The sequence below is a fragment of the Erwinia sp. AK-PDG3-5 genome (genome assembly GCF_056821705.1).
This window is the reverse complement of sequence record NZ_CM165967.1, coordinates 4,697,584-4,718,918: the sequence shown is the minus strand read 5'-3', so window position 1 is coordinate 4,718,918 and position 21,335 is coordinate 4,697,584. Positions and strand designations below refer to the sequence as shown.

The following is a 21,335-nucleotide window of genomic DNA, read 5'->3' as shown; positions in this document are numbered from 1 at the left end:
CCTCACTGGCGAATAGGCAGAAATACCGAAAATTCAGTGTGACCAGGCCAACTGCTAAATTCTATTTTTCCTGAATGCTGATCGATCAGGCTTCGGGCAATCGACAGGCCTAAACCTGTGCCACCTTCACGCCCGCTCACCATCGGATAAAACAGCGTATCCTGCAGTTGTGCCGGAATGCCTGGGCCATCATCTTCAACATCGATGCGGGCCACCAGGCGATAGCGTACGCCGTGCAGCGTTAACTGAAACGCCGTGCGGGTACGAAGTGTAATCGTGCCGCCTTCTTCACCCAACGCCTGGAGCGCGTTGCGTACTACGTTCAGCAGGACTTGTTCAATCTGATCCGGATCGTGCGGCAGTTCAGGCAGGCTGGGATCGTAATCCCGCACCAGCGTGACGTTATCGGGCAGCTCCATCGACACCAGGTTCACGATGCGTTCTGCGACCTGATGGATACTCTGCGTGACGTGCATACCCGGCTGCTGTGGACCCAGCAGGCGATCAACCAGATTGCGCAGGCGGTCGGCCTGTTCAATGATCACCTTGGTATATTCGGTTAATGACGGATCGGGCAGGGCTTTCGCCAGCAGCTGTGCTGCGCCACGCAATCCTCCCAGCGGGTTTTTAATTTCATGTGCCAGACCACGGACTAAATCCCGGGCGGCGACCTGCTGAGCATGTTGAATTTGTTCCTGACTGAGACGGCGCTGATTATCCATCGGGGCCATTTCAAGCAGAATTAAGCCTTCAGGCAGACGCTGTGCGGTTAGCGACATAATATGCGCACGGCTGTCGACCACTAAAGTCACTTCACTGTCAGTAAAACCCTGACCTGCATCCAGACTCTCAAGCATGACGTCGATATTTAACGAAAAATATCCCATCAGTTCCGGCAGCGGTAATCCAAATAGCTTGCGGGAGCTTTGCGCTAACAGTTGTTGGGCCGCGGGATTGGCGTAATGCACCACCAGTTCGCTGTCGACCAACAAAATACTGTTAATAAGGGAATTGAGAATCTGCCCAGCATCGGGCAGCGTGCCTGTTGCCATACAGCCTTCTCCTGCACCATTTTAGTGCATTATAGTCCTTAAACCCGAAATTCGTCTTCCCGGACGATGAATTCGTGGTGAAAAAAGCCCATCCGGAGATGGGCTGGAATTTTCCACGGCAACAAAAACGGTCTTACCTGTTAAACGCTGTAGTACAGCTCGAACTCAACAGGGTGTGGCGTCATACGAACGCGGTCCATCTCGGCTTTACGCAGTTCGATGTAAGCTTCGATAGCGTCGTCAGTGAACACACCACCACGGGTCAGGAACTCGCGGTCTTCGTTCAGTGCTGCCAGCGCTTCGTCCAGTGAACCTGCCACTTTAGGGATCTCAGCTTCTTCTTCCGGCGGCAGGTCATACAGGTTTTTGTCCATTGCATCGCCAGGGTGGATCTTGTTGATGATGCCGTCCAGGCCAGCCATCAGCAGTGCAGCGAAGCACAGGTATGGGTTAGCCGCTGGATCAGGGAAGCGCGCTTCAATACGACGTGCTTTCGGGCTGGCAACCACTGGGATACGGATAGAAGCAGAACGGTTACGGGCAGAGTAAGCCAGCATTACTGGCGCTTCGTAGCCTGGGACCAGACGCTTGTAGGAGTTAGTGGTTGGGTTCGCCAGGGCGTTGATCGCTTTAGCGTGTTTGATAACACCACCGATGTAGAACAGGGCCATTTCAGACAGGCCGCCGTATTTGTCGCCGGCGAACAGGTTGTTACCGTCTTTAGACAGTGACATATGGCAGTGCATACCCGAACCGTTATCACCGAACATAGGTTTCGGCATAAAGGTCGCTGTTTTGCCGTAAGCGTGCGCCACGTTGTGAACAACGTATTTGTAGATCTGAATTTCGTCAGCTTTTTTGGTCATGGTGTTGAAGCGGGTTGCCACTTCGTTCTGACCGGCCGTTGCCACTTCGTGGTGGTGAGCTTCTACAACCAGGCCCATCTGCTCCATGGTCAGACACATCGCAGAACGGATGTCCTGTGAGGAGTCGACAGGTGGAACCGGGAAGTAACCGCCTTTCAGACCTGGACGGTGACCTTTGTTGCCGCCTTCGTAGGCTTTACCGCTGTTCCAGTAAGCTTCGATATCGTCGATAGCAACATGGGAACCGGAGGTGCTGCTGCCGAAACGGATGTCATCGAACAGGAAGAACTCTGGCTCTGGTCCAAACAGAACGGTGTCTGCAATGCCAGAAGAGCGCAGGAAATCTTCAGCGCGCTTTGCGATGGAGCGTGGGTCACGATCGTAGCCCTGCATGGTGCCTGGCTCGAGAATGTCACAACGGATGATCAGCGTAGGATCTTCGAAGAATGGATCCAGCACAGCGGTGGTCGCATCTGGCATCAGAACCATGTCTGATTCGTTAATGCCTTTCCAGCCACCAATAGAGGAACCGTCAAACATTTTGCCTTCTTCGAAGAAGTCAGCGTTAACCTGATGAGCAGGAATGGTGACGTGCTGTTCTTTACCTTTTGTATCGGTAAAACGCAGGTCAACGAATTTGACTTCGTGCTCGTTCATCATCGACAGAACGTGTTCAGCGGACATACTTAACTCTCCTGGATTTTGTCATTGTCGTCGTGGTTAGCGATCTCAAGGTGGACTTTGCTTATCTCGCATTGTCATCCGATAATAAAGATCTCTCACACGCTATCAACCGTTGTGAAAAACTGCATTCTTCGCTTGAGTGTATAAAGCGAAATCTATGCCAACTTTATTATTTACCTGAAAAAGCGCTATGATGCGCCCTCTCGTGATACGGGACCTGCACCATGATGGAAGTCGCGCACCATTTTGGTGCTATTGAGTGCTGAGTGAGCACTATTCTGGTGCATTTTTTCGATGGAGTGCGATTCTTGCACTGTTTAAGGTGTAAAAAGCAATCCTGACAGTTATCTTTAATTGAAATTTGTGATCCTGTTCAGTCCTTCGATTAATCCGTGTACAATAGCGCGCTATTTCTAATGCCTGAGGCAAAGCTGTGATCGAAAATTTGCGTAACATCGCCATTATTGCCCACGTTGACCATGGTAAAACTACCCTGGTCGATAAGTTGCTGCAGCAATCCGGGACCTTTGACGCCCGTACTGAAGCCACCGAACGCGTAATGGACTCCAACGATTTGGAGAAAGAGCGTGGGATTACCATCCTCGCAAAAAACACCGCCATTAATTGGAATGACTACCGCATCAACATCGTGGATACCCCAGGACACGCCGACTTCGGCGGTGAGGTTGAGCGTGTGATGTCAATGGTTGACTCGGTGCTGCTGGTTGTGGATGCAATGGATGGCCCAATGCCGCAAACCCGCTTCGTGACCAAAAAAGCGTTTGCTAATGGTCTGAAGCCGATCGTTGTTATCAACAAAGTTGACCGTCCTGGTGCGCGTCCGGATTGGGTTGTTGACCAGGTCTTTGACCTGTTCGTTAACCTCGATGCGACTGACGAGCAGCTCGACTTCCCGGTAATCTATGCATCAGCGCTGAACGGTATCGCTGGTCTGGATCACAACGATATGGCTGAGGATATGACTCCGCTGTATCAGGCTATCGTGGATCACGTTTCTCCTCCGCAGGTTGAGGCAGAAGCGCCATTCCAGATGCAGATTTCCCAGCTGGACTACAACAACTACGTGGGTGTTATCGGCATCGGCCGCATCAAACGCGGTAAAGTTAAGCCAAACCAGCAGGTTACTATCGTAGATAGCGAAGGCAAAACCCGTAACGGTAAAGTCGGTAAAGTCCTGACCCACATGGGTCTGGAGCGTATCGAAGCGGTTGAAGCCGAAGCGGGCGATATCATCGCTATCACCGGTCTGGGCGAGCTGAACATCTCCGACACCATCTGTGATCCACAGGCTGTTGAAGCGCTGCCAGCACTGAGTGTTGATGAACCAACCGTGACCATGTACTTCAACGTAAACACCTCTCCGTTCTGTGGTAAAGAAGGTAAGTATGTGACTTCACGTCAGATCCTTGACCGTCTGAACAAAGAACTGGTGCACAACGTTGCATTGCGTGTTGAAGAAACCGAAGATTCTGACGCCTTCCGCGTGTCAGGTCGTGGTGAGCTTCACCTGTCCGTTCTGATTGAAAACATGCGTCGTGAAGGCTTCGAAATCGCCGTTTCACGTCCTAAAGTTATCAACCGTAAAATCGATGGCCGCATGCAAGAGCCGTTCGAGAACGTGACGCTGGATATCGAAGAACAGCACCAGGGTTCTGTGATGCAGGCAATGGGCGAGCGTAAGGGTGATGTTAAAGACATGATCCCTGATGGCAAAGGCCGTATTCGTCTGGATTACCTGATCCCGGCGCGTGGACTGATCGGTTTCCGTACCGAATTCATGACCATGACCTCTGGTACCGGTCTGCTGTACTCCACCTTCAGCCACTACGATGATGTTCGTCAGGGTGAAATCGGCCAGCGCCAGAACGGCGTGCTGATCTCTAACGGCCAGGGTAAAGCGGTAGCATTCGCCCTGTTCAGCCTGCAGGATCGCGGTAAGCTGTTCCTCGGCCACGGTGCTGAAGTGTATGAAGGCCAGGTTATCGGTATTCACTCACGTTCAAACGACCTGACCGTGAACTGCCTGACCGGTAAGAAACTGACCAACATGCGTGCTTCGGGTACTGATGAAGCAACCACGCTGGTTCCGGCCATCAAGATGTCTCTGGAGCAGGCTCTGGAATTCATCGATGATGACGAACTGGTTGAAGTTACGCCAACGTCCGTACGTATTCGTAAACGTCACCTGACGGAAAACGACCGTAAACGCGCAAGCCGTGGTCCTAAAGAGTCTTAATCCTCTTTAAGTACTGCACTCTCAAGGCCGGAGCTCTCCGGCCTTGATTCTTCTCCCTGATTTTCCCCCTCTCCTGTTCAGTCTCCCGATTTACCGCTAGAGTGAATATCTCACCGGCACAAAAGGAGATGACCATGCTGTATATCTTTGATTTAGGTAACGTCATTGTTGATATTGATTTCAACCGGGTTCTTGGCGTCTGGAGCGATCTGGGGCGCGTACCGCTGTCTACATTACAAAGCCGTTTCCAGATGGATGCGTCTTTCGAACAGCACGAACGAGGTGAAATCAGTGATGAAGAGTTCGCAGAGAAAATGTGCGAACAGCTGGATGTCGCGTTAAGCTTCGAACAGTTTGCGGCGGGCTGGCAGGCGGTTTTTGTCGGCGTACGTCCGGAAGTGATTGGCATCATGCACAAGCTGCGTGAGCAGGGCGATCGCGTAGTTATCCTCTCTAATACCAACAAGCTGCATTGTACCTTCTGGCCGACGCAATACCCGGAAGTGCAGAGCGCGGCAGATAAACTCTATTTGTCCCAGGAAATGGGGCTGCGCAAGCCTGAGCCTGAAATCTATCAGCAACTGCTGAATGCCGAAGATGCATCCGCACAGGAGGCGATTTTCTTCGACGATAATCTTGCCAACATTGAAGCTGCCCAGGCATTGGGTATTCACAGCGTGCACGTCACGGATGCCAGCGTGGTGCCGATGTTCTTTAGCGATCGCGTCTGAATGAGCCGTATTAATCATTACCGCCACCGGCTGCGGGCTTTTTGGGGTTGGCTAAAATTACTGTGGGAACGCATTGATGAAGATGCGATGACGACGCTGGCGGGTAACCTGGCGTATGTGTCGCTGCTATCACTGGTACCGCTGGTGGCGGTGGTCTTCGCGCTGTTTGCCGCCTTTCCGTCCTTTGCCAATGTCAGTATTCAGCTGAAGGCATTTATTTTTAATAACTTTGTGCCGTCTTCCGGTACGGTGATCCAGAGCTATCTGGAGCAGTTTGTCGCCAACGTCAACAAAATGACCGCGGTGGGCGCCTGCGGGCTGGTGGTGACGGCATTGCTGTTGATGTATTCCATCGACACGGCTCTTAATACCATCTGGCGCAGCAAGCGCAAACGTCCGATTGTTTACTCGTTTGCGGTGTACTGGATGATCCTGACGCTGGGGCCACTGTTAGCGGGTGCCAGTCTGGCCATCAGCTCGTATCTGCTGTCGCTGCGCTGGGCGTCCGTGACGGGCGTCAGCTGGCTGATTGACTATGGGCTCAGGATTTTCCCGTTACTGCTCTCCTGGCTGTCATTCTGGCTGCTGTACAGCATCGTGCCGACCCGCCAGGTGGCGGGAAAGGATGCGCTGATTGGTGCGCTGGTGGCCGGGCTGCTGTTTGAACTGGGGAAAAAAGGCTTTGCGCTGTATGTTACGATGTTCCCTTCGTACCAGTTAATTTACGGTGTGCTGGCGGTGATCCCCATCCTGTTCCTGTGGGTGTACTGGACCTGGTGTATCGTATTATTGGGGGCCGAAATCAGTGCCACCCTTGGCGACTATCGCCTGATGAAAGAAGAAGAACAAAAAAAAGAAGATGAGGAATTATGATTGCCTTAATTCAACGTGCGCTGAGCGCCAGTGTGACGGTGGCGGGAGAAACCATCGGTGAAATCGGCCCGGGATTGCTGATCCTGTTAGGCGTGGAAAAAGGCGACGACCAGCAGAAAGCCCAGCGTTTATGCGATCGGGTGTTGGGGTATCGGATTTTCGGCGACGAAAACGACAAAATGAACCTCAATGTCCAGCAGGCGGGTGGCAGCCTGCTGGTGGTCTCACAGTTCACCCTGGCTGCCGACACGCAAAAGGGGATGCGTCCCAGCTTCTCCGGCGGTGCCGATCCCGCTGACGCGGAGCGGCTGTATGAATCCTTTATCGGCTGCTGCCGGGAAAAGGGGATGGTAACGGAAACGGGGCGTTTTGCTGCCAATATGCACGTTGCACTGGTCAATGACGGACCGGTGACGTTCTGGCTGCAGGTTTGAGGCAGCTGGCTGAACGGCAGGGAGGCGTTGCGGGCTCAGAGAGAGAGAACCACTTTATGTATCACCTTCGGGTTCCTGAAACAGCAGAAGAGCTGGATACCTACTATCAGTTCCGCTGGGAAATGTTACGTAAGCCGCTCCATCAGCCGATGGGTTCAGAGCGGGATGCCTGGGATGCGTTAGCGCATCATCAGATGGTGGTGGACGAGCGCGGCGATCCGGTCGCGGTTGGCCGTCTGTATATCAATGCGGAAAATGAGGCCGCTATCCGCTTCCTGGCGGTGCATCCTTCCGTGCAGGGGAAAGGGCTGGGTACGCTGGTGGCGATGACGCTGGAGTCTGTGGCGCGCCAGGAAGGGGCCAAGCGGGTGGTCTGTAGCGCCCGTGAAGATGCCGTCGAATTCTTTGCCAAGCTGGGCTACATCAATCAGGGCGAAATTACCGCGCCGCAAACCACGCCGGTGCGCCATTTCCTGATGATTAAACCGGTGATGTCGCTCGACGATATTTTGCACCGTGCCGACTGGTGTGGGCAGCTGCAGCAGGCCTGGTACGATCACATTCCGCTGAGTGAAAAGATGGGCGTGCGCATCTTGCAGTTCACCGGGCAGAAATTTATTACCACCATGCCGGAAACCGGCAACCAGAACCCGCACCATACGCTGTTTGCGGGCAGCCTGTTCTCGCTGGCGACGCTGACCGGCTGGGGATTAATCTGGCTGCTGCTGCGCGAACGCCGGCTTGGCGGCACAATAATTCTTGCCGATGCGCACATCCGTTACAGTCATCCGATTACCGGGAAACCGGGTGCCGTTGCCGATTTAGGCTCGTTGAGTGGCGATCTGGATCGGCTGGCGCGCGGACGTAAAGCGCGCGTGCAGCTGGAAGTGGAGCTGTTTGGTAATGAAGAGTGCGGGGCGGTGTTTGAAGGGGTTTATATCGTGCTACCCGCCGATGCTGACGGCCCGCTTGAGCAGGGCGGTTCCGGCGGGTAACGGAAGGGGCGCTGAGTTAGCGCCCTTTCTTTTTGCGTCCAGGCTGAACGAAACGCTTACGGGCAGCGCCGTTGGCGGTCGGCTTTTCTGCCGTTTTCGGTCCGGCGATGGTCGGCTTTTTCACCGCAGCAGGTTTAGCTTTCGGCTTGGCTTTCTTCTCCGGGTTTTCTTCCGACGAGGAATGCTCGATAAGCTTAAATAACTCAATCAGCTCATCATCCGTGAATTCACGCCATTCGCCGATTGGCAGGCCCTTCAGGCTGACGTTCATAATGCGCGTGCGTTCAAGCTTGGTTACTTCATAACCAAAGTGCTTACACATGCGGCGGATTTGGCGGTTAAGTCCCTGCACCAGCGTGATGCGGAACACGAACGGCGCCTCTTTTTTCACCTTGCACTTTTTGGTTACCGTGCCCAGCATCGGCACACCGGCACCCAGCCCGGCAATAAACTCGTCAGTGACCAGTTTGTTGACCGTCACCACGTACTCTTTCTCGTGATCGTTGCCAGCACGCAGGATTTTGTTCACCAGATCGCCGTGGTTGGTCAGGAAGATCAGTCCCTGGGACTCTTTATCCAGACGGCCAATCGGGAAGACGCGTTTGCTGTGGTTAACGAAGTTAACGATATTGTCGCGCTCACCTTCTTCGGTGGTACTGATTATGCCGACGGGCTTGTTCAGCGCGATAAGCACCAGGTCGTCTTCGTTACGAGGCTCAATCAGCTGACCGTTAACCTTTACTACATCCCCTGCATAGACCTGATCGCCCACGGCGGCACGCTTGCCGTTGATAAAAACATTTCCCTGTTCGATATAGCGATCGGCATCACGACGAGAACAGATACCGCTCTCGCCGATGTATTTGTTAAGACGAATGGATGAGTTGGTCAGCATGGTTCCTCCGTAAAAAAACGGACTATACCTTACCTGCGTTACTGCGCGCCAGTGACCTGACCTGCGTGCAGGGTCTGCTGCACGCTTTTGTCACCTGCGGTGGCGGAGAGGCTGCCGTTTACCGTCGGTTTCAACGGCACATCAGCCGCAAGACTGGCCTGCGCTTTCAACTGCAGATCGCCATCGCCTTCCAGCGGAACCGTTGGCCAGCCCCAGTCGTGCAACAGATTAACCGGCACCTGACGACCGTTCAGGGTCAGCGAAAGGGCACGTTGCGGCAGCTGGGAAAGGGTCGCCAGGCTCTCGACCATGCCGTTTTTGGTGAACGCGCTCATCTCGGTAACGTTGATTTTGCTGTCGTCCGCGGTCAGTGCGATTGACGGATGGCGCAGATCCACCCGGTTAAAGGTGGCTTCAGCCGCGTTCAGGCTCAGGCTGCCTGACCAGATCCCCCACTGATGATCCTTCGCCATCAACAGGTTGCTGCCATTGCCATCCAGCGAGGTGGTCTGGAACGGGAAGGCCGGATTGATATCAATAATCAGATTGCGGTTGGCGGCAAATTTGGTCACTTCAACGCTATCCAGCCAGTCCGGCAGACGCGCCATCCAGTGTTCGCGCCAGTTCTGCGGCAGCGTGTATTCCAGACCGGCGATCGCCAGCTCATTCAGCGTGAGTTTCTTGTCACTGCGGTTCCAGTTGCCTTCGGTGCGGACCAGACCGTTGACCCAACGCGAACTGAACTGCGTCAGGGCGACGCCCTGTGGCGAGAAGGCCAGGTTCACTATCGGATCGTTGAGCTCCAGGCTGCCATTCACAAAGGTACTGGCGTTCATCGATAGCGAACCGTCATCGCTTTCCCAGTCACCGTTTTTCAGGGTGATATTCTTCAGCGCCATATCCAGGTCGGTCACTGCCCAGTCCGCTCCCTGCAGGCGGGCATCGGTCATATCAATGCGGTCAAAATGCACTGACGGCAGGGCTAACAGCGGATCGAGGAAGCCGCTGAGGGTGTTATCCGACTGCAGGCGGATGCTGTTGAGACGCAAATTCGCCACGTCCCAGTTTCCCTGAGCATCACGTTGCGCGCTGGCGGTGATCGAGCCCAGCGCAGCATCCGCGCCAATATTGCTGACGATCAGCTGCTTATTCTTGATGCTGCCCTGAATCAGCACATTGCTGGCGGGAATGCCGTTAATCTCCACTGAACCGGCACTTATCTGGAAGCTGGCATCGTTGCCGATGAAATCGCCGGCCTGCGGTTTCCAGGGGAGAACGCCGCCATCGACTCGGGTTGCCGTGACGGGGAGGCTGCTGTCCGGGCTATTCACCGCCATCTGGTTCAGTTGCAGCCTGTCAGCCTGCAACGGCAGCGATTTTCCGTTGCCGGAAAGCGTCAGCGAGCCTTTTTCCAGCCAGATGCTGGCGAAATGCAGCGGCTGGGTAAACTGGATAACGCTCAGGCCAAGATCGACGCGTTTAGCGGTCACCATCGCCGGCTGGGTTTTGTGGCCAAAGGAGACATCGTTCAGGATCAGATGGTCAGGATCGGAAAAGTTATGCTCCAGCTTGCTCATCGTCAGCTGATAGTCGCTATGCGAGCTAATGGTACGGCTAATCCAGCGGGCACCCCACTGAGTCTGCACCACAACATACAGCGCAACCACTGCCAGCAGCAGGATCAGCAGAATCGTCAGCAGAATTTTTCCGATTACTTTCATGGCATCTGTCCCTGTGAACATCGGGTAAAAGGTTGTTATGCCTGATTTATCATCGAAGCTCAACTCTCAGAAGAGGCAGAGGGCACCAGGACCCTCTGCGAATCACCACAGGATGACACAAGACGGGATTATTTTTCCTGCGGAAAGAGCAGATTCAGAATGATGGCAGTGATGCCGCCAGCGGCAATTCCGGAAGAAAGTAACGTTTTCAGCCAGTCAGGAGCAAATTGCAGGATCAGCGGCTGCTGAGAAACGCCGAGGCCAACCGCCAGTGACAACGCCATAATCATGATCGCCCGGCGGTTTAGCGGCTCGCGGGAGACAATGCGCACCCCGGAAGCCGCAATCGTACCGAACATCACCAGCGTCGCGCCGCCCAGCACCGGTTCCGGAATGTGCTGCACAAAGCCACTCACCGCCGGGAACAGGCCCAGCACAATCAACATTAACGCCACGACAAAGCCAACGTAGCGGCTGGCCACGCCGGTCAGCTGTATCACGCCGTTGTTCTGGCCAAAGCAGGAATTAGGGAAGGTATTAAACAGCGCCGAGACGAAAGAGTTCAGCCCGTTTGCCAGCACGCCGCCTTTCAGGCGCTTCATATACAGCGGTCCGCTCACCGGCTGCTCAGAGACATCTGACGTTGCCGTGATATCACCGATGGTTTCCAGCGAGGTCACCATAAATACCAGCATCAGCGGGATCAGCAGGTTCCAGTCAATGCCCAGGCCGTAATAGAACGGCGTTGGAACCGCGATCAGTGGCTGACTGACCGGAGCGCTGTTTTCCGGCAGCATACCGAGCGCCCAGGCCAGCAGATAGCCGACGGCCATCGCAATCACCAGAGACGCCACGCGCAGATAAGGATTCCGCTGACGGTTAAGCAGAATAATCACCAGCAGCACCGCACCTGCCAGCATCAGATTCTTAGGCGCACCAAAGGTGTGATCGTTCATCGCCGCAAAGCCACCGCCAATCGACGTCAGGCCCACCTGGATCAGTGACAGGCCGATAATCATTACCACAATGCCGGATACCAGTGGAGTAATCACCCGGCGGGCAAGGTGCAGGAAACGGGAAAGGATCATTTCCGTGCACGAGGCCAGCATCAGCGTGCCGAACAGCGCGGCCATCATGGTGGGCACATCGGCACCGCCATTCTTCAGCGTCATTCCGCCCATGATCAATGGGGTGACGAAGTTAAAGCTGGTTCCCTGAATCGACAGCAAACCCGAACCAACCGGGCCCCAGGTTTTAATTTGCAGTACGGAAGCCACGCCCGACGCAAACAGCGACATGCTGATAATGTGCTGCGTATCCTGCGCCGGCAGGCCCAACGCCTGGCAAATCAACAATGCGGGGGTGATCACCGCCACAAACATCGCCAGCAGATGCTGACAGGCTGCAAACAGGGTTTGCGGCAGAGGAGGGCGATCTTCCAGACGGTAGATTAATTCACTGTTCACCGCAGGTATTGGGTTACGGCTGGCTGATGCATCGGGGATATTGGCGGACATTCTCGGGCTTCTCTGACGAAGAAAGTGGCGATTTTAATCGTCTGGTGGGCAAAAGCAAACGTTTGCCGGGCGTTATAGTTCGGTTGTTCAGCCTTCACCCAGCGAAACGGCGCGCTGTTCGCTAGACTAAGGGTAACTACGTCCACTGAGAGAGGAACACATGCAGGTATTTATTATTGGTGCCACGGGTGGCGTCGGAAGCCGTTTAAGAAAGAGTCTGGTCAAAGCCGGGCATCAGGTGACCGGCGTTTACCGCAGCGAAAGCCAGGTGGATGACCTGGTCGCCGATGGGGTTAAGCCGGTCAATGTGGATTTGATGAACACCAGCGGGGAAAAGCTGGCCGAGGTGATGAAAGGCTGTGATGCGGTGGTGTTCTCTGCCGGCGCTGCCGGTGCCGGTATCGAACAGACGGACGGGATTGATGGGCGCGGGTGCAAGTTTGCCGCCGAAGCGGCCAGGCTGGCAGGGATCAAACGCTTTCTGCTGGTCTCCGCGTTCCCGGAGGCCGGTCGGGCGAAAACCCTCTCGCCGACCTTTGAACACTATATGCAGGTGAAGAAGCAGGCCGATGTGATGCTGGCCGCCACCGCGCTGGACTGGGTTATTCTGCGTCCGGGTACGCTGGTGAACGGCTCTGGCAGTGGAAAAGTGCGGCTGGGTCTGGCGATCCCTTATGGCACGGTGCCAAGAGCGGACGTTGCCGCCGTGCTGCACAGCCTGATCGATCATCCTGAGGTCAACCGGGTGATCATCGAGCTGACGGCCGGCGAGCAGGCGGTGAATGATGCCGTGGCAGAAATGGCGGCTTACAGCGGCCGATAGCGGGATTCAGGCGTTGGTATAGCGCTGCGTTTCCGGCAGCCAACGCTCAATCAGCGACTGCGCCTGAGTCGGATAATGCTGGTGGATGTGGCGGGCGACCCGCTGAACTTCGGGGATCATTGCGGCATCCCGCAGCAGGTCAGCCACTTTAAATTCGGCGTTACCTGTCTGCCGGGTGCCGAGCATTTCGCCTGGCCCACGAATTTCCAAATCGCACTGGGCAATCACAAAGCCGTCATTGCTGTCGCGTAATACCTGCAGGCGCTTTTGCGCCGTTTTGCTCAGCGGCGCTTTATACAGCAATACGCAGTGCGATGCGACCGATCCACGGCCCACGCGGCCGCGCAGCTGGTGGAGCTGGGCCAGACCCAGCCGCTCGGGATTCTCAATGATCATCAGGCTGGCATTCGGCACATCCACACCCACTTCAATCACCGTGGTGGCGATCAGCAGGTGGATCTCACCCAGCTTAAAGGCCTGCATCACAGCCTGCTTTTCCGACGGCTTCATGCGCCCATGGACCAGTCCAACGTTCAATTCTGGCAGCGCCAGCTTCAGTTCTTCCCAGGTGGCTTCTGCGGCCTGTGCCTCCAGCTGTTCAGACTCTTCAATCAGGGTACATACCCAGTACGCCTGACGCCCTTCATCGCTGCAGGCGCTTTTCACCCTGGCGATAATGTCCGGCCTGCGTGTATCGGGGATGGCAACCGTGGTGACCGGCGTTCTGCCCGGCGGCAGTTCATCAATCGTCGAGGTATCGAGGTCAGCATAGGCAGTCATGGCCAGCGTTCGCGGAATGGGCGTGGCGGTCATGATCAGCTGATGCGGATGGAAACCCTGCTCTTCACCCTTTTCCCACAAGGCCAGGCGCTGATGGACGCCAAAGCGATGCTGCTCATCAATAATCACCAGTGCCAGCCCATTAAACTGCACCTGCTCCTGGAAAATGGCATGGGTGCCGACGATCATCGATACCTGACCGCTGGCAATGGCTTCCTGCTGCGCCAGCCGGGCTTTGCCTTTTTGTTTTCCTGCCAGCCAGCCCACTTCAATCCCCAGCGGTTCAAACCACTGACGGAAGTTGTTGGCATGCTGTTCAGCCAGCAGTTCGGTCGGCGCCATCAGGGCAACCTGCTTACCGTAAGCGATCACGTTTAGCGCGGTGAGTGCTGCGACCAGCGTTTTGCCCGATCCCACATCGCCCTGAACCAGACGCATCATCGGATAGTCGTGAACCAGATCCTGCTCAATTTCACGCACCACGCGTGCCTGGGCACCCGTCGGGCTGAAGGGCAGCGCGGCCAGTAATTGGTTACTCAGGTCATGGCGTGCAGGCATTGATAAGGCATGGTAGCGCTGGGCACCGGCGCGGACCGCAAGCATGCTGAGATTATGCGCCAGCAGTTCTTCCATAATCAGCCGCCGCTGAGCGGGATGCTTTCCGCTCTCCAAATCGGCGAGCGCCATATCCGGCGGCGGACGGTGCAGGGTGCGCAGCGCGTCTTTCAGGCTGATCATGCCCTGGCTTAACTCGGGCGGCAGCAGTTCGGCAATGGCACAGGTATCCAGCAGAGCCAATGCCTGGTCCGTCAGATTGCGCAGCGTCGCCTGGCGGATGCCTTCAGTGGTGGAGTAAACCGGTGTCAGCGTCTCCTGCAACTCAACCGAGCCGGTATCACCCTGTACGCGATATTCCGGATGGATAATCTCCGCGCCGCGCTGGCCACGTTTCACTTCGCCATACGCGGTGACGCGTCTGCCTGGGGAAAGGCTGTTTTTCATGCCGGCGTTGAAGTTGAAGAAGCGCAGGGTGAGGATGCCACTGCCGTCACTGATCTGACAGGTCAGCATGCGCTTACGGCCGAAGGAGATGTCGCTTTGCAGCACCTCGCCTTCTACCGTGGCATAAATATTGGGAAGGAGATCGTTAATCGCGTAAAGCTGGGTGCGGTCTTCATAACGCAGCGGCAGATGCAGCAATAAATCCTGCACCGTTACCAGCCCCAGCTTCGCCAGTTTGCCTGCCTGACTTGCGCCAACGCCAGACAACGAATTCAGCGGGACGGCATCGAGCAGGCGGCCGGTCATTTTCTGCGTACCGAAGCTTGCATGCTGTCCCACCATTCGGCATCGGCGATCACTTCACCGACGTCGCTAATTTCCGGGTAAGGCAGACCTTTGTGCTTCGCGACGCGCGCCAGCACCGGGTAACCGCCTTCGAACAGTAAACGCTGCTGCTCGCTGTATTCCAGCGTGCTTTCCTGTCGCTGATACATGCCGGCGTTTTGCCGCTGGCGCTGGGCTTCATAGAGAATTAAGGCCGAGGCCACAGAGACGTTCAGCGACTGCACCATCCCAATCATCGGGATAATGATGTCCTGGTCAGCAAGGTCGAGGGCTTGCTGGGTGATGCCGGTTTTTTCCTGTCCCATCAGAATGCAGGTAGGGCGGGTGTAATCAATCTCACGGAAATCGACGGCTTTATCAGAAAGATGGGTAGCAAGAATTTGCATCCCCTGGCCTTTGAGGTGGCCGACGGCATCAGCAATATTGCTGTGCGTTTTCACCTGGACCCAACTGTTGCTGCCCGCTGCGGACGAGACCATGGTGCGCATCCGGCTACCGGGCCAGACCGCATGGACTTCGTGCACGCCAACCGCATCCGCGGTACGGATCACCGCGGCAACGTTATGGGGCTTATGAACCTGCTCCATACACACGGTCAGGTCGTGCTGGCGGGCGGCCAGCATCTCAAGGATGCGGGCATAGCGTTGAGCATTCATGCGTTAGTTTCGGTTGCGATGAACTTTAATCACGTCCGGCATTACGCGGATTTTACGCATAATATTCGCCAGGTGGACGCGATCGCGTGCCGTAAGACGGATAAAGGCGCTGTAAACCCGGCCATCTTTTTCTTCCGTATTCAGGCTCTGGATATTGGACTCAGCCGTATTGATTGCCGCGGTCAGATTCGCCAGCGCGCCCTGATGGTTGAACATGTCCACTTTGATCTCCGCCACGAACTCATGCTCGGTGACTTTATCCCATTCCACGGCCATGTACTTCTCTGGCTCTTTCTGCCAGCCGCGAATGTTACGGCACGACTCATGGTGCACCACCAGGCCTTTGCCAGGGCTGACGTGCGCCACAATCGGATCGCCTGGAATCGGGCGGCAGCACTTGGCGAAGGTGATCAGTACGCCATCTGCGCCTTTGATCGGCAGCTTATTACGCGAAGAAGACGTCGTGGGTTGCTGTGGTGCAGGCGCAGCGTGTTCGCCCTGCTGCAGATTCTTCGCCACCACCACGCTCATCGCATTGCCGAGGCCAATTTCAGCCAGCAGGTCATCCATGGTCGGCAACTTCATTCTTTCCAGCTCATGCTGAACATTTTCAGGCGGGATTTCGGCCAGTTTACGGCTGCCACCTAACGCATGGTTCAACAGACGACGGCCAAGGCTGACGGAGTCTTCGCGCTTGAGGTTTTTCAGCAGCTGACGGATTTTCGCCCGGGCTTTCGAACTCACCACAAAGTTCAGCCAGGCGGCGTTTGGACGCGCGCCAGGTGCGGTGATGATTTCGACGGTTTGCCCGCTGGTCAGCGGCTGGGAAAGCGGATAGGGCTGACGATCGACACGTGCGCCCACGCAGGCATGACCGATATCGGTATGCACGGCGTAAGCAAAGTCGACCGGCGTTGCGCCCGCTGGAAGTTCGACAATGCGGCCTTCCGGGGTAAAAACGTAAATCTCATCCGGGAACAGATCGGATTTCACGCTTTCGATAAATTCAAACGAGCTACCGGCACTCTGCTGCAGCTCCAGCAGGCTTTGCAGCCAGCGCTGGGCGCGGATTTGTGCGGTGGTGCTGCTTTCACCTTGCTCTTTATAAGCCCAGTGCGCGGCGACACCCATTTCTGCCATCTGATCCATATCTTCGGTACGGATCTGGACTTCGACCGGCACGCCGTGCGGACCAATCATCGAGGTATGCAGCGACTGATAGCCGTTGGCCTTGGGGATCGCGATGTAGTCTTTCACCCGACCCGGACGCGGTTTGTAGAGGCTGTGCATCTGCCCCAGAACGCGGTAACAGGTATCGAAATCACTGACAATCACCCGGAAAGCATAGATATCCATAATGGAATGGAAGCGCTGCTCTTTCAGGTGCATTTTGCAGTAAATCGAATAGAGGTGTTTTTCCCGACCACTGACGCGACAGGGGATCCCGGCTTCCTGCAGACGACCGTCAATTTCAGAGAGGATTTTCTGGATCATCTCTTTACGGTTGCCGCGGGCCGCTTTAACCACTTCTTTAATGACGCGGTATCGGTTTGGGTAAAGTGCTTCGAAACCCAGCTCTTCGAGCTCAGTTTTCAGGTGATGAATACCCAGACGGTGAGCCAGAGGGCTGTAAATTTCCAGCGTCTCTAACGCAATGCGTCGTTTTTTATCCGGGCGCAGGGCCCCGAGGGTACGCATATTGTGGGTGCGGTCAGCGAGTTTGATCAAAATGACGCGGATATCCTGCACCATCGCCATGATCATTTTGCGGAAGTTTTCCGCCTGCGCTTCTTTTTTATCGCGGAATTTCAGCTTATCGAGTTTAGAAACCCCCTCGACCAGTTCAGCAACAGTCTGACCAAACAGCTGTTCCATATCCTGATACGTTGCGGGCGTGTCTTCGATAACGTCGTGCAAAAGCGCGGCCATGAGCGTTTCATGGTCGAGCTTCATTTCAGCAAGAATGCAGGCCACGGCTACCGGATGGGTGATATAAGGCTCACCACTGGAGCGCGTCTGTCCCTCGTGAGCATCACGTGCGACAAGGTAAGCTTGCTTGAGGCGTTTAATCTGATCCTCAGGCAAGTATTTTTCAATCAGTTGATTGAGACTTTCGAACAGATACAAGGGCGACCTGCAGGCTGGTGATTAACGACGACCTTCAGCGATAGCGGTTACGGCCTGCAATTCAGCGGCTTCCTGCTCATGCTGTTCCTGGCGATCACGCACATCCAGAATCTGGTTGGTGATCAGACCTTCTTCGATTTCGCGTAGCGCGATCACGGTAGACTTGTCGTTTTCTTCCGGAACCAACGGATCTTTACCGCCAACCTGCATCTGACGTGCGCGACGAGCCGCGACCAGAACCAGGTCAAAACGGTTACCAATTTTCTCTACTGCGTCCTGAACGGTTACGCGTGCCATAAGTGTGATACTCCACGGGTGACGAAATGACTGGGCATCATACTGAGTTGTCCTCAGTCTGCCAATAGTTTGCTGATTAATGCGTCATGACGGGATTTTTGACGGCCCATACGCAGACGCTCAGCGCGAATGATGGTTTTCAGATCGGACAGTGCCAGGTCGAAATCATCGTTCACAATAAGGTAATCATACTCCGCAAAGTGGCTCATCTCTGCCACGGCCTGAGCCATGCGCTTGGTGATAACCTCTTCGCTGTCCTGTCCGCGGCCGCGCAGGCGACGATCCAGTTCATCTTTCGATGGCGGCAAAACAAAAATGCTGCGTGCCTGGGGCATTTTCTGGCGGATCTGCTGCGCGCCTTGCCAGTCGATATCCAGGAACACATCCACGCCGGTCGCTAATACCTGCTCGATCGCTTTACGCGAGGTGCCGTAATAGTGGCCAAACACTTCCGCGTGCTCAAGGAAGGCTTCTTCCTTAATCATGCCGCGGAATTCGTCATGACTGACGAAAAAGTAGTGTTCGCCGTGATTCTCACCGGGACGCACTCCCCGCGTAGTGTGGGAAATGGAAACTTGAGTATCGTACAGCGGCTGCGTTTTCAGCAACGCGTGAATCAAGCTGGATTTTCCCGCCCCACTGGGAGCAGAAACAATAAAAAGTGTGCCTTGAGCCATGATTATCTTGATATGCCAATAAAGCGGAGTCTACTTCCTGCACAGTATACACGGCTGATGCCCTTCATGCAGCGTTTCAGCGCCCTGGCGGTGCATTTTCTCAGAATATGGAAAGCAGGTCGCGGTATGGATGCAGCTTTTCATGCTAGGCAATTCAATTTTCGAGCGGCATTCCAGGTCGTTTCTTTGCCCCTCGCCAACCGGTCCATTTTTACATTTAATCCCCACAGCACCCTAAAAGGAGACAGGGATGAACAAACTATGGCTGGTACTGGCCTTGTGCGCGGGCATCGCGCAGGCCGCTTGTCCTGCCTGGACGCCGACCAGAGCAGAGCAGGAAATGAGGGCGCTGGAAAATCAGCTCAGTGCGTGGGATGACGCCTATTACCGGGCGGGCGAACAGAAAGTGCCGGACGATCGTTACGATGCGCTGGCACTCAAGTATCAGGCATGGCAGCACTGCTTTACTCCCGTCAGCGATCTCCGCCAGCCGGCGTTGGCCCGTAACGGCAAAGTCCTGCATCCGGTGGCTCACGTCGGGGTGAAAAAGGTGGCTGACCAGCAGGCGCTTTCACGGTGGATGGCGGGAAAAGACGCGCTCTGGGTGCAACCCAAGGTAGACGGTGTGGCCGTCACCCTGCAATACAGAAAGGGAAAACTGGCTCAGGTGATCAGTCGCGGAAATGGATTGCAGGGAGAAGACTGGACGGAAAAAGCCCGCTTTATCCCCGATATTCCCCAACAGATCGCGCTGAGGTCTGACAGCCTTGTTTTGCAGGGCGAGCTTTACCTGAAGATGACCGATCATCAACAGACGTTACTGGGCGGCCTGAATGCCCGTGCCACGGTGGCGGGGGCGATGCGGCGCAATGCCCCCTCAGATACGCTGAACAGGCTGGGCATCTTTATCTGGGCGTGGCCCGACGGACCGGCAACCTTGCGGGAAAGGATCGAAAGGCTCAGCGAAGCGGGCTTTCCAATGATGGGCGAGTGGAGTAAACCGGTTCGCTCTGCGGAAGAAGTCGCTGGCTGGCGAGAACGTTGGTTTGCACAACCGTTACCCTTTGTCACCGACGGCGTGGTGGTCCATAGCCAACCTGTTAAAGGCGCTTACTGGCAGCCAGGCGAGAACGCCTGGTCGGTGGCCTGGAAATATCCTCCCGCCACGGTGACCACGGAAGTCCGTTCGGTGGATTTTCCGATTGGGCGCACCGGGAAAATAAGTACGGTGCTGAATCTTGTCCCGGTAAAGCTGGATGATAAGCAGGTCAGTCGGGTAAATGTCGGTTCGTTCAACCGCTGGCGGGAGGCGGAGATTGTCGCCGGCGATCAGGTTGCGGTCAGCCTGGCGGGGCAAGGCATTCCACGGCTGGATGAGGTGGTCTGGCGGGTGGCCGATCGCACGCTTCCTGAGATGCCTGATGCGACCTTATTCCATCCCCTGAGCTGTTTTAGCCTGACGCCTGTTTGTCGTCAGCAGCTTCTGGCCCGGCTTGTCTGGCTGAGTGGCAGGGCCGCCTTAACTCTATCCGGTGCCAGCGAAAGCACCTGGCAGCGGATTATGCAGTCCGGCAAGCTCACCCACCTTTTCTCCTGGCTGACGTTAACGGCAGAACAGTTAAGCCAGATCGCCGGTATTACCCCAGCAAGGGCGAATCAGCTCTATCACCAGTTCAACCAGACGCGTCAGCAACCTTTTAAACGCTGGGTGAGGGCGTTAGGCGTGCCGGTTCCCAACAAGGCGTTAGATGCGCTGGATGATGATAACTGGCAGAGCCTGCTCTCGCGGAAAGTTGCCGACTGGCAGCGCCTGCCTGACATCGGCGAACGGCGTGCGGGTCAGATCGTGACCTTCCTTCAGCACCCCGATGTGCAGGCGCTGATCGCCTTTCTCTCAACACATCTTCAGCAATCGATCAGTGTTCAGCATGAGGGTAATTGAAAATGGGCAGGCCAAGCTTAAATCGCAGTGCCAGCAGACGGGCAATAAAGCCGAAGAGCAGAGTCACGGTGATCACCACCTCGTGGGAAAGCGGGGTCTTCAGCAGCAGGATATAGATCCAGCCAGAGGCGAAAGCGATGCCGGCATACAGTTCTTTCTGGAACACCAGCGGGATGCGGTTGCAGAACATATCGCGCAGCACGCCGCCAAACACACCGGTAATCACCGCGCAGATTGCTGCAATGATCGGCGCGTGGCCCATATCCAGCGCGACTTTGGTCCCGATGATAGAAAACACCACCAGACCAAGCGCATCCAGCACCAGGAACACTTTGCGCAGGTGCGGCATCAGATGGGCTAACTGCGTGGTGACGACGGCCGCTGCGGCCACAATGATGATATAGACCGGATGCTGCACCCAGCCAAGTGGGTAATGGCCAAGCAGCATATCCCGCACCGAACCGCCGCCAATGGCGGTGACCGAGGCGATAATGATAACGCCAAACATATCCATTTTTCGTCGCCCGGCGGCCAGCGCGCCGGTCATGGCTTCAGCGGTGATACCGATGATGTAGAGAACAGTAAGTAACATAGCCAGCTCCAGAGTGATCGGCGGCAAGCCTGCAGGATCTGCAGCGGATTGACGATTGAATTTTTTTAA

18 protein-coding genes are annotated in these 21,335 nt (G+C 55.5%); 7 read left to right on the top strand and 11 right to left on the bottom strand.

The features are described from left to right. Positions 1 to 2 precede the first annotated feature (2 nt). Positions 3 to 1,052, bottom strand: coding sequence for a nitrogen regulation protein NR(II) (gene glnL / locus AC1UKS_RS22040; protein WP_053145234.1), 1,050 nt, complete (start codon positions 1,050 to 1,052; stop codon positions 3 to 5). A gap of 140 nt (positions 1,053 to 1,192) precedes the next feature. Beyond that, complete coding sequence (gene glnA, locus AC1UKS_RS22035; RefSeq protein ID WP_013200072.1) at positions 1,193 to 2,602, bottom strand: glutamate--ammonia ligase; 1,410 nt, start codon at positions 2,600 to 2,602, stop codon at positions 1,193 to 1,195. Positions 2,603 to 3,035: 433 nt separating this feature from the next. Here glnA and typA point away from each other — a divergent pair, with 433 nt between their 5' ends. The 5 genes from typA to fabY all read left to right on the top strand — a co-directional run bounded on the left by typA (position 3,036) and on the right by fabY (position 7,892). Next, positions 3,036 to 4,859, top strand: coding sequence for a ribosome-dependent GTPase TypA (typA, locus tag AC1UKS_RS22030; protein ID WP_013200073.1), 1,824 nt, complete (start codon positions 3,036 to 3,038; stop codon positions 4,857 to 4,859). A gap of 134 nt (positions 4,860 to 4,993) precedes the next feature. After that, positions 4,994 to 5,590 carry a glucose-1-phosphatase gene (yihX, locus tag AC1UKS_RS22025; protein WP_482435220.1) on the top strand — a complete coding sequence of 199 codons (597 nt, stop codon included), beginning with the start codon at positions 4,994 to 4,996 and terminating at the stop codon, positions 5,588 to 5,590. Then, on the top strand, positions 5,591 to 6,463 hold the full coding sequence (locus AC1UKS_RS22020) for a virulence factor BrkB family protein (protein ID WP_482435219.1): 873 nt from the start codon (positions 5,591 to 5,593) through the stop codon (positions 6,461 to 6,463). It abuts the gene before it with no gap. Beyond that, on the top strand, positions 6,460 to 6,897 hold the full coding sequence (gene dtd, locus AC1UKS_RS22015; RefSeq protein ID WP_265909406.1) for a D-aminoacyl-tRNA deacylase: 438 nt from the start codon (positions 6,460 to 6,462) through the stop codon (positions 6,895 to 6,897). The genes AC1UKS_RS22020 and dtd overlap by 4 nt, the downstream gene beginning before the upstream one ends. Before the next feature lie 56 nt (positions 6,898 to 6,953). Further along, positions 6,954 to 7,892, top strand: coding sequence for a fatty acid biosynthesis protein FabY (fabY, locus tag AC1UKS_RS22010; protein ID WP_106382011.1), 939 nt, complete (start codon positions 6,954 to 6,956; stop codon positions 7,890 to 7,892). A 16-nt stretch (positions 7,893 to 7,908) separates the two neighbouring features. On the opposite strand, the gene rluF is transcribed toward fabY, so the two are convergent. From rluF to AC1UKS_RS21995, 3 genes are all read right to left on the bottom strand, one after another. Then, a complete protein-coding gene (gene rluF, locus AC1UKS_RS22005) occupies positions 7,909 to 8,787 on the bottom strand; it encodes a 23S rRNA pseudouridine(2604) synthase RluF (protein WP_013200078.1) in 879 nt (292 codons plus the stop codon). A gap of 38 nt (positions 8,788 to 8,825) precedes the next feature. Beyond that, positions 8,826 to 10,508 carry an AsmA family protein gene (locus AC1UKS_RS22000; RefSeq protein WP_482435218.1) on the bottom strand — a complete coding sequence of 561 codons (1,683 nt, stop codon included), beginning with the start codon at positions 10,506 to 10,508 and terminating at the stop codon, positions 8,826 to 8,828. A gap of 128 nt (positions 10,509 to 10,636) precedes the next feature. Next, positions 10,637 to 12,025 (bottom strand): nucleobase:cation symporter-2 family protein, encoded by a 1,389-nt coding sequence (locus AC1UKS_RS21995; protein WP_265909404.1) that lies wholly within the window; start codon positions 12,023 to 12,025, stop codon positions 10,637 to 10,639. 160 nt (positions 12,026 to 12,185) lie between these two features. On the opposite strand from AC1UKS_RS21995, the gene AC1UKS_RS21990 reads away from it, so the two are divergent. Continuing rightward, on the top strand, positions 12,186 to 12,848 hold the full coding sequence (locus AC1UKS_RS21990) for an SDR family oxidoreductase (RefSeq protein ID WP_106382014.1): 663 nt from the start codon (positions 12,186 to 12,188) through the stop codon (positions 12,846 to 12,848). Between the two features lie 6 nt (positions 12,849 to 12,854). Here AC1UKS_RS21990 and recG read toward each other — a convergent pair whose 3' ends face one another. Genes recG through gmk form a run of 5 tightly spaced genes read right to left on the bottom strand, consistent with a single transcriptional unit; the run spans position 12,855 to position 18,732 of the window. Continuing rightward, positions 12,855 to 14,936, bottom strand: coding sequence for an ATP-dependent DNA helicase RecG (gene recG, locus AC1UKS_RS21985; RefSeq protein ID WP_482437072.1), 2,082 nt, complete (start codon positions 14,934 to 14,936; stop codon positions 12,855 to 12,857). Next, the gene (gene trmH, locus AC1UKS_RS21980) at positions 14,933 to 15,631 is read right to left on the bottom strand and encodes a tRNA (guanosine(18)-2'-O)-methyltransferase TrmH (protein WP_206404613.1); all 699 of its coding nucleotides are present in this window, start codon (positions 15,629 to 15,631) and stop codon (positions 14,933 to 14,935) included. The genes recG and trmH overlap by 4 nt, the downstream gene beginning before the upstream one ends. A 3-nt stretch (positions 15,632 to 15,634) precedes the next feature. Further along, positions 15,635 to 17,758 carry a bifunctional GTP diphosphokinase/guanosine-3',5'-bis pyrophosphate 3'-pyrophosphohydrolase gene (gene spoT, locus AC1UKS_RS21975; protein WP_151038610.1) on the bottom strand — a complete coding sequence of 708 codons (2,124 nt, stop codon included), beginning with the start codon at positions 17,756 to 17,758 and terminating at the stop codon, positions 15,635 to 15,637. A 21-nt stretch (positions 17,759 to 17,779) separates the two neighbouring features. Further along, a complete protein-coding gene (rpoZ, locus tag AC1UKS_RS21970; RefSeq protein ID WP_004154766.1) occupies positions 17,780 to 18,055 on the bottom strand; it encodes a DNA-directed RNA polymerase subunit omega in 276 nt (91 codons plus the stop codon). Positions 18,056 to 18,108: 53 nt separating this feature from the next. Beyond that, complete coding sequence (gene gmk / locus AC1UKS_RS21965) at positions 18,109 to 18,732, bottom strand: guanylate kinase (RefSeq protein WP_482435216.1); 624 nt, start codon at positions 18,730 to 18,732, stop codon at positions 18,109 to 18,111. A gap of 250 nt (positions 18,733 to 18,982) precedes the next feature. On the opposite strand from gmk, the gene ligB reads away from it, so the two are divergent. Further along, positions 18,983 to 20,674 carry an NAD-dependent DNA ligase LigB gene (gene ligB / locus AC1UKS_RS21960; RefSeq protein WP_482435214.1) on the top strand — a complete coding sequence of 564 codons (1,692 nt, stop codon included), beginning with the start codon at positions 18,983 to 18,985 and terminating at the stop codon, positions 20,672 to 20,674. Here ligB and AC1UKS_RS21955 read toward each other — a convergent pair. Further along, positions 20,649 to 21,266, bottom strand: coding sequence for a trimeric intracellular cation channel family protein (locus tag AC1UKS_RS21955; protein WP_106382018.1), 618 nt, complete (start codon positions 21,264 to 21,266; stop codon positions 20,649 to 20,651). The genes ligB and AC1UKS_RS21955 overlap by 26 nt on opposite strands. Between the last annotated feature and the right edge of the window lie 69 nt (positions 21,267 to 21,335).